This window comes from Dietzia sp. DQ11-38-2 (assembly GCF_014145055.1).
In the GTDB taxonomy this organism is placed as follows: Bacteria; Actinomycetota; Actinomycetes; order Mycobacteriales; family Mycobacteriaceae; genus Dietzia.
In genome coordinates this window covers 1-8554 of sequence record NZ_JAALDW010000191.1, presented here as the reverse complement: position 1 = coordinate 8554, position 8554 = coordinate 1, and the positions used below count along the sequence as shown (strand labels likewise).

The window sequence follows — 8554 nt, the reverse complement described above, 5'->3', positions numbered from 1 at the left end:
CGGGGGCCGACCGGTCAGACCCGACCCGCCGACCCCGCATGCGCCAGCCCGCGCTCGACCGTCGCGGCGATCGACGCGGCGACGCCCTCCGGATCGTCCGACATCGGAACGTGTCCGTCCGCCGAGATCTCCACTCTGGCCTGGGGGAACAGCCTCGACGCCAGGGAGACCTGACGGACCGGGAGAACCAGGTCGAACCGGCCCCACCGGATGGTGATCGGAAGCTCCTCGTCGACCGGCGCGGAGAACACGAAGGTGCCGCGGTCCGCGCGGTCCAGCACCGTGTTGCTGACGATCGCCTCCCCGTCGATCGCCGCCGCCTCCGCCGGATACCGCCACGGCCGGGCGCAGAACGCCGCCATCATCACCGCACGGCCCGCGGCCCGCTCGGTCACGACGGGGATGTGCCGTCCCAGCTTCGCGGCTCCCCGGCGCAGACTCCGGAAGACGGTGATCGTGTACCGCCACTCGGCCTCGGAGCGGAAGAAGCCGGCCGGGGAGAGCGCGGTGACACTGTCCACCAGGCCGCGGGCACCCAACTCGAGCGCGATGAATCCGCCGAGCGAGTTCCCGGCGACGTGGGGGCGCTCCCCGGCGGGCACGAGCTGGGCGATGAGTTCTGTCAGTTGGTCGATCATGTACTCGAGCGCGTCACCTGCCTCGGGCAGATCCGCTGACCTCCCGTGCCCGGGCAGGTCCACCACGACCACTCGGTACCGGTCCGCGAGCAGCGGAACGACCGGGTCCCACGCGTGCGCACGGTGGCAGACACCGTGCATGAGGATGATCGTCGGTCCGGAACCGGTCACCTGGTGATACAAATCCATGCCGGCAGTATCCCTCACAGCGGTAGATGACGCCCCACGACCGCTCGGGATCGTGCTTACATCTCCCATGCGACCGAGGGGACCAACTGGTCAGGGGGCACGACGTGGACACTGTGGCAGGCGAAGTGACGGCGAGGCATCCGGCGCCGCGGGGGCCGGCGCGGTCCGGGGCGGCGAGGGGGCAGACGCCGTCCGCGGCGGCGAGGGGGCCGGCGACCGCAGGGTTGGCGACGCAGTTCCGACCCATCCTCCTCCGACTGGACCTGCTGGTACGGCGGCAGAACACCCAGTACGCGCTGAGCCGCGCACAGACCTCCATCCTCTACACGCTCGCCAGCCACGGACGGTTGCGGATGAGCGACCTCGCCCGGTTGGAGAACGTCAGGGTCCCCACCACCAGTAATTCGGTGAACGTGGTGGAGGGTATGGGCTACGTGGAGCGCGTGCGGGACGAGTCCGACGGCCGTGGCGTCTGCGTGCAACTCACCGACCTCGGACGGGCACGGATCGACCAGGTGCTCGAGGAGCGCGACCAGGACTTCGCCGCCCACCTGTCGCTCTTGTCCTCGGAACACCGGGAGTCGCTGTCCGCGGCGGTTCCCGCCCTCAACGCGCTGCTCGACGCCATCGACAGCACCGGAACCGTGCACTGAACCACCCGTCGTCGACTCCATCGGGATCTCCCACCGGGCCGGTCGGGCGTCTACCCTCACCGGGCATGGGCACAGTCATGATCACCGGCGCCTCCCGTGGGATCGGCGCGGCCACGGCCAGGGCGCTCGACGCCGATCACGAGCTGATCCTGGTGGGCCGCGACGCCGACGCCCTGGCTTCCGTGGCACGCACCTGCCGGTCCGCCCGGGTGGTGACCGCGGACCTGACGACGCCCGAGGGCGTCTCGGCGGTGGCGGACGGCGTCGCCACTCTCGACGGGGTGATCCACTGTGCCGGGGTGGCCGAACTGGGGCGGATCGACGAGACCGATGCCGCCCAGTGGCGTCGCGCGTTCGAGATCAACGTCCTCGCCGTGGTCGAGCTCACCAGGGTGTTGCTCCCAGTCCTCCGCGCGGTCCGCGGCCACGTCGTCGTCATCAACTCCGGCGCGGGGACCACCGCCAAGCCGGGCTGGGGCTCCTACAGCGCCTCGAAGTTCGCACTCCGTGCCGTCACCGACACGCTCCGCGGCGAGGAGCCGGCCCTCCGTGTCACCTCGATCCATCCCGGCCGGGTGGACACGGACATGCAGAGGGCGATCGTCGCCGCCGAGGGCGGGGCGTACGATCCGTCGGACCACCTCACACCGGACTCCGTGGCGACCGCGGTGCGTCACGCGCTCGATTCGACACCCGACGCCCACCCGACCGAAATAGTGGTTCGACCTCGACGTCACTGAGATCCCCTCGACCCGGTGGGGCCACGTGCGATCCCTCGCCGGACCGGCGCGAATGTCGTATCGTCCAGCACCATGGTCGGCTCCGACACCCCCTTGCGCATCACCGTCGTCGGTGCCGGCGTCGTCGGGTGTTACCTGGGCGGCAGACTCGCGCGCCACGCGGACGTGACCCTGGTCGGGCGTCCTCATGTCCTCGACCCGATCCGTGCGAGCGGACTCACCGTGGAGTCCGGGAAAGGCGTGGACGACCGCATCCACGTGCCGTCCGAGGCGCTCACGCTCGCCGAGACGCCGGAATCCGTCCGCCGCTCTGACGTGGTCCTCGTGTGCACCAAGGCGGGTTCCTCCGCGGCCGCCACCGCCGAATTCGTGCCGTTCCTGCGTCCCGGAACCCTGGTGGTGGGCTTACAGAACGGCCTGCACTCGGCCGATTCCATCCGCGACGGCGTCGGCTCGAACCCCGTGATCGCCGGGGTCATCCCCTTCAACGTGGCCCGCACCGGGCCCGCCACCTACCGGCGGACCAGCACCGGTGAGATCCGGATCGCCGAACACCCCCTCGCCGCCCCGCTCCTCCGGGTGATGGAGGAGGCCGAACTCCAGGTGCGGGCGACCGACGACATCCAGGCGGTGCTCCACGGCAAGGTCCTGTTGAATCTCAACAACGCGGTCCAGGCGTTGTCCGGACTTCCTCTGCGGGACGAACTCGTCGATCGTGACCTGCGCAGATGCGTCGCGCTCTGCCAGCGTGAGGCGATCCGGGTCTTCACCGCGGCCGGGGTGGTGCCCCGGGTACCCATCGCCGTGCCGGCCGGCATGCTTCCGTTCGTCATGCGGCTGCCGACGCCGGTGTTCCGCACACTCGCCAGGACGATCATGCGGGTCGATGCGGACGGGACGTCGTCGATGAACGATGACCTGGTCCGCGGACGGCCGACCGAGATCGACATCCTCCAGGGAGAGGTCGTCCGGATGGGCCGGCGGCTCGGGGTCGCGACGCCCGCGTGCGCTCACATGGTCGAGTTGGTTCACGAGGCCGAGCGGGCAGGACCCGACCGACTCCGGTGGACGGGCGCGGCGCTGCTCGCGGAGTTGCAGCGGGCGCGGCGACGGGCACGACGGCTTGCGCGGATGCAGTTCAGATAGTCGAACCGACCCACCTGTCGACCGCCGCATGTATTCGGATGACAGGTGGCGAGACGGCAGACGGTCGGACGACAGAGGGCTACTCGTCGTACCCCAGGGAGAATGCCGCCTCGAGGTCGTGCTTGGACAGCGCGCGGAAGGCGATGTGCGTCTCGGTGTCCACCACACCGGGGACCTTGTTGAGGCGGTCGGAGACGATGTCGGCCACGTCCTCGTTACGGCGGGCCCGCACCAGCACGATGAGGTCGATGGTGCCCGTGACCGAGTACACCTCGGAGACGCCGTCGATCTCGGCGATCTCTTCGGCGACCTCGGGGATGCGCGCCGTCTCGGCGTGGACGAAGACGATGGCGGTGATCATGTCAACCAAGGCTAGTCCAGCTGACGCCGCCCCGCGGCCAGCGTCTCGCGTCCTGTGCCATGGGCTGATCGGGCGCGTTCTGTGAATCCCCGTCGCGTTCTCGGCGACCCGCTCTCGGGCGATACGTCACAGGACTCGCCGGATCGAGCAGGCGACGCGCGCCAGCCAGCCCGCGCTGCCGGGACGCACAGTCCAAGCCGGCCGGCCCGGACCCGAGCCCGCCTCGACTCAGCGCATGTTCTCCGGGGTCCAGTAGGCGCGCATCGAGGCGACCTTGCCCTGCTCGTCGTGGGTCATCAGGTCCCAGACGTTGATCGTGGCGCTGGAGTTCTCGTCGAAGTGCGTGGTGATCTCGAAGTTGAACAGCAGGTCGTCCCCGCACACCCGCGCCTCGAGCACCTCGCCCTCGATCTTCAGGGCCACCACGGACGAGTAGAACTCGCGGATGGCCGCCTTGCCCTCGTGCACCGTGCCGTTGCCGACCGGGTCCTCGACCGTGGCGTTCTCCGCGTAGAGGTCGAGAACAGCCTCGAGGTCGCCCGCGACCAGCGCGGCGATGTAGGAGTCTGCGGTGGCACGAATCTGCTCAGGGGAAGCACTCACGGCGGTGGCCTTTCGGTGAGACGTCGGGTCCACTCGAGCCTAGAACGTGTTCTCGTCACGAGGATCGGTACGGGGCAGCGAATGAAAATAATGTGACTTGCGCCACACCCACCGCGGGCCTACGCTCCGTTCACCAGAGAGCAGGACGTCCATCCGGCCCGGGAACGGGGTACGCCATGTCCACACCGAACGTCTCGGCCAAGAGCTCGGACGAGGAGTCCTTCCACACCGGGCGGGTGGTGATCATCTCCCTGGTCGCAGCGCTCGGCGGGTTCCTGTTCGGATTCGACACCGCGGTCATCAACGGGGCGGTGGACGCCGTCCAGGAGTCGTTCGGGATGAATGCCGGGCTCACCGGGTTCGTGGTCTCCTCGGCGCTGCTCGGATGCATCGCCGGTGCGTACCTCGCGGGCCGCCTCGCCGACCGCTGGGGACGTACCCGCGTCATGGTCCTGGCGTCGGCGTTGTTCACCGCGAGCGCACTCGGGTCCGGGCTCGCATTCGGCCCGTGGGATCTCATCATCTGGCGCGTGGTCGGCGGGCTGGGCGTCGGCGCCGCCTCGGTCATCGCTCCGGCCTACATCGCGGAGGTGGCCCCGCCCTCGATCCGCGGTCGCCTCGGTTCCCTCCAACAGCTCGCGATCGTCTCCGGCATCTTCGTGGCCCTGCTCTCCGACGCCTGGCTGGCGTCCGTGGCCGGCGGCGCGATCGAGGAGCTCTGGATGGGTATCCAGGCCTGGCGCTGGATGTTCCTCACCGAGCTGGTGCCCGCCGTCACCTACGGGGTGCTGGCACTCATGATCCCCGAGTCCCCCCGCTATCTGCTGGCCAAGGGGCTGGTCAGCGAGGCGAGAGACGTGCTGCGCACCATCCAGTCGAGCGGCGTCGACAACCGGATCACAGAGATCCGCGCAACGGTTCGCCAGGAGAGGAAGCGGTCCTGGCAGGACATGCTCACCCCGGGTGGCCGGAACCTCCTGCCGATCGTGTGGATCGGCGTCATCCTGTCGGTCTTCCAGCAGGCCGTCGGCATCAACGTGATCTTCTACTACTCCACCTCTCTGTGGCAGTCGGTCGGCTTCACCGAGGCGGACGCGCTCACCCAGACCGTGATCACCTCGGTCACCAACATCGTGGTGACGATCGTGGCCATCGCGCTGATCGACAAGATCGGCCGTCGCAAGCTGCTCATGACGGGATCGGTGGGCATGACCGTCTCGCTCGCGGTGATGGCCGCGATGTTCAGCACCGCCACGATGGGCCCGGGGGCCGACGGCGAACTCGCACCCCAACTCGGCGACACCCAGGGGCTCGTCGCGCTGATCGCCGCCAACGGCTTCGTCGTGTTCTTCGGTATGTCGTGGGGCCCGGCGGTGTGGGTGCTGCTCGGCGAGATGTTCAACAACCGCATCCGCACGGCGGCGCTCGGTCTGGCCGCCGCCGCCCAATGGTTGGCGAACTTCGCGGTCTCCACGGCGTTCCCGCCGATGGCCGAGTTCAGCCTCACGTTCACCTACGGCTTCTACGCGGTGTCTGCGCTGCTGTCGTTGCTGTTCGTGGCCAGGTTCATCCCCGAGACCACCGGCCGCTCGCTCGAGGACATGGAGTAACCGGGCCTGTCCCCGCCTCCGAACGGGCGGGTCGGATGACCCGGTCCTGGCGGGCAACCGGGGGTGTCAGGCCGCGTCGTCGGGCGTCCGGACCGGGCAGAACAGGTCGGTGCGCAGAGTCGCGGGATCGATGTCCGGCGAGGGCTCGGTGACGTACGACTCCCAGAAAGGTGTCGCCGGGGCCCGCCCCAGGGAGCCGATCTCACCCATGAATTCCTGCCACGCCTCACCCAGCCCGTCGTAGGAGCCGAGGTGACTCGTCGCGGCGACCTCGCCGGCCGGGAGTTCGGATGCCACGACGCGCATCGCACCCTCCTCCGGCTCGCCGGCGTGCTGTTCGGGCAGCGGTTCGGCCAGCGGGAACCCGACCTCCAGATCGGCGTGGGGTTCCGGCTCCTCGGCAATCCTCGTGTACAGGGCGAACGCCGCGCCAGCCGGCCTCACGTCCGCGGCGAACAGCGCGGGGAACGCCGTGTCGAAGAACTGAGCGATGGTGGCCATGGGCACGGCCGTCGCCCGGACCACCGCCGTGGGGACCGCGGGCGCGCTGATCAGGCGGACGCCGTCCACGGGTTCCGGACCGAGGTCGGGGTAGCTGCGGGGCGGATCGTGCGGCTGGTCGCGAGGCGGGATCGGGGACGACGACATCATGAGTCCTCCTCTGGCGTCGGTGTTGCTGCACATTGTGCTCCTGCCCCCGGAGCCAGGGACGGGTTTCCGTCGGGGGCACGCCGGATGCACCGTCGCGGCCCTGCGGGGACACTGGGAGGCATGTCGACATTCCGCCTCCGCACTCCGGACCGCACCCTCGATCTGGGCGAGTTCGACAACGCCCAGGAGGCGCTCGAGCACGCCGTGACGCTCCAGCCCGACGCCCGTCCGGTCAACGGCGACCTCGAGGTGCTGGTCGGCGAGGAATGGCATTCCGTGGCCACGGAGGGCGACATCTCATGACGCCCCTCGCGGTGGGGTCCGTCACCCAGTGCGCCACCTGCGGGGCCGAGCGCGCCGAACCCCTGCCTGCGGTGTGTCCGATCTGTGCCGATGATCGGCAGTACGTCCCGGCCGGCGGCCAACGCTGGACCCACCCCGGGGAGTCCACGGCGCGTGGCGCGCGGATCGAGTTCACCGAGCGCGAGCCGGATGTGATCAATCTGGTCCACCGGGACTGTCCCGGTATCGGGCAGAAGCCGGCGCTCATCCGCACGGACCACGGGAACGTGATGGTGGAGGCACCGAACCACATCACCGAGGAGGCTGTCGCCGCGGTACGCGGGTGGGGTGGGGTCTCCGCCATCATCGCCTCCCACCCGCACATGTACGGGGTCCAGTCCCTGTGGTCCGCGGCGTTCGACGACGCCCCCGTCTACGTCTCCGCCCCGGACGAACACTGGCTGGGTCTGCGGCCCCGGAACACCGTGGTCTGGGGCGGCGGCCACGAGGGCGACGAGATCGAGATCCTGCCCGGTGTCCGCGCCTCGCAACCCGGCGGCCACTTCCCGGGCAGCGCGGTGGTCCACTGGACGGCGCGCGACGGCCGGGGGGTGCTGTTCACCGGCGACACCATCGGCACCGTCGCCGACCCCCGCTGGGTCACGTTCATGCGCTCGTTCCCCAATTGGATGCCCCTGTCCGGGGCGGTGGTCCGGCGCATCGCCGACCACGTCTCGCGCTACGACTTCGACCGGATCTACGCGAACTTCGGCGGCTGCGTCCCCCACGAAGCCGACGACGCCGTACAGCGCTCGGCCGAGCGCTACGCCGAGTGGGTCGACGGCGAGCACGACCACCTCACGTAAAGGGCCGGTGCGGGATACGCCGGGATCCGCGTCGGGAGGCCCGGCGGGTCATAAGGTGGGCACCCATGGAGGAGCACAGAATCATCCGGCTCGCGGGTCGCCACGTCGATTTTGTCGCACTGTCCTGGGGTCCCGAGAACGCTCCCCTCGCGGTGCTGCTGCACGGGTACCCCGATTCGCCCCATTCGTGGCGGGAGGTGGCCCCGGGTCTCGTCGAGGCGGGCTACCGGGTGGTCGCCCCGTTCACCAGGGGTTACGCGCCCTCCGGCGTGCCCACCGACGGGTCTTACCACATCGGCAGTCTGGCGCACGACGCGATCGAGCTGCACGCGTTGCTCGGTGGTGACGACCGGGCGGTCCTCGTCGGTCACGACTGGGGCGCGCTCGCCGCTCACGCCGTCGCCGGGCTCGTGGACCAGCCCTACCGCCGCATCGTGACCATGGCCGTACCCCCGCCGGCCGCGTTCATGTCGCGGGACGGTGGCACCCTCGCCTCCGTCTCCAGGTTGCTCAGGCAGGCGAGGATGAGCTGGTACATCGCGTTCCAGCAGCTGCCGGTGCTCGCGGAACGGTCACTGCCCACCGTGGTCCCCCTCCTGTGGCGCCGGTGGTCGCCCGGTCTCGAGGCCGGCCCCCACCTCGACGCGGCGTGGTCGGCGATCGAGACCCGGCGCACCGAGGTCCTCCGCTACTACCGCCACGCGGCCCGTCCGTGGACGGTGCCCACCCAGCAGGCCGCCGCCCAGCGAGCGATGCTGCGCCCGACCACGGTCCCGATGCTCTACCTGCACGGACGTGACGACGGGTGCATGCTC

Annotated in this window: 11 protein-coding genes; 7 read left to right on the top strand and 4 right to left on the bottom strand. The window is 70.0% G+C overall.

The window, feature by feature from the left end:
• Window positions 1-14: 14 nt before the first annotated feature.
• A complete protein-coding gene (locus G6026_RS07235; protein ID WP_107757832.1) occupies window positions 15-827 on the bottom strand; it encodes an alpha/beta hydrolase in 813 nt (270 codons plus the stop codon).
• A 224-nt stretch (window positions 828-1051) separates the two neighbouring features.
• Here G6026_RS07235 and G6026_RS07230 point away from each other — a divergent pair, with 224 nt between their 5' ends.
• From G6026_RS07230 to G6026_RS07220, 3 genes are all read left to right on the top strand, one after another.
• Complete coding sequence (locus tag G6026_RS07230; RefSeq protein WP_194861281.1) at window positions 1052-1480, top strand: MarR family transcriptional regulator; 429 nt, start codon at window positions 1052-1054, stop codon at window positions 1478-1480.
• Between the two features lie 65 nt (window positions 1481-1545).
• Window positions 1546-2220, top strand: coding sequence for an SDR family oxidoreductase (locus G6026_RS07225; protein ID WP_107757834.1), 675 nt, complete (start codon window positions 1546-1548; stop codon window positions 2218-2220).
• A 72-nt stretch (window positions 2221-2292) separates the two neighbouring features.
• Window positions 2293-3366 (top strand): 2-dehydropantoate 2-reductase, encoded by a 1074-nt coding sequence (locus G6026_RS07220; RefSeq protein ID WP_107757835.1) that lies wholly within the window; start codon window positions 2293-2295, stop codon window positions 3364-3366.
• A 79-nt stretch (window positions 3367-3445) separates the two neighbouring features.
• Here the strand turns inward: G6026_RS07220 and G6026_RS07215 are convergent, their stop codons facing one another.
• Together G6026_RS07215 and G6026_RS07210 are read right to left on the bottom strand one after the other, a co-directional pair.
• Window positions 3446-3727, bottom strand: a complete 282-nt coding sequence (locus G6026_RS07215) for an Lrp/AsnC ligand binding domain-containing protein (RefSeq protein WP_017835202.1) — start codon at window positions 3725-3727, stop codon at window positions 3446-3448.
• Window positions 3728-3955: 228 nt separating this feature from the next.
• Window positions 3956-4330 (bottom strand): SgcJ/EcaC family oxidoreductase, encoded by a 375-nt coding sequence (locus tag G6026_RS07210; protein ID WP_107758298.1) that lies wholly within the window; start codon window positions 4328-4330, stop codon window positions 3956-3958.
• 176 nt (window positions 4331-4506) lie between these two features.
• Between G6026_RS07210 and G6026_RS07205 the strand changes: the two genes are divergently transcribed.
• Window positions 4507-5940, top strand: a complete 1434-nt coding sequence (locus G6026_RS07205; protein ID WP_182612770.1) for a sugar porter family MFS transporter — start codon at window positions 4507-4509, stop codon at window positions 5938-5940.
• 66 nt (window positions 5941-6006) lie between these two features.
• Here G6026_RS07205 and G6026_RS07200 read toward each other — a convergent pair whose 3' ends face one another.
• On the bottom strand, window positions 6007-6624 hold the full coding sequence (locus G6026_RS07200) for a GyrI-like domain-containing protein (protein WP_241725849.1): 618 nt from the start codon (window positions 6622-6624) through the stop codon (window positions 6007-6009).
• An 87-nt stretch (window positions 6625-6711) separates the two neighbouring features.
• Between G6026_RS07200 and G6026_RS07195 the strand changes: the two genes are divergently transcribed.
• From G6026_RS07195 to G6026_RS07185, 3 genes are all read left to right on the top strand, one after another.
• On the top strand, window positions 6712-6894 hold the full coding sequence (locus G6026_RS07195; RefSeq protein WP_107757837.1) for a tetratricopeptide repeat protein: 183 nt from the start codon (window positions 6712-6714) through the stop codon (window positions 6892-6894).
• Window positions 6891-7739 carry an MBL fold metallo-hydrolase gene (locus G6026_RS07190; RefSeq protein ID WP_107757838.1) on the top strand — a complete coding sequence of 283 codons (849 nt, stop codon included), beginning with the start codon at window positions 6891-6893 and terminating at the stop codon, window positions 7737-7739. Before G6026_RS07195 ends, G6026_RS07190 begins: the two co-directional genes overlap by 4 nt.
• A 65-nt stretch (window positions 7740-7804) precedes the next feature.
• Window positions 7805-8554: alpha/beta fold hydrolase (locus G6026_RS07185; protein WP_182612769.1), on the top strand; the 750-nt coding region annotated here is incomplete at its 3' end.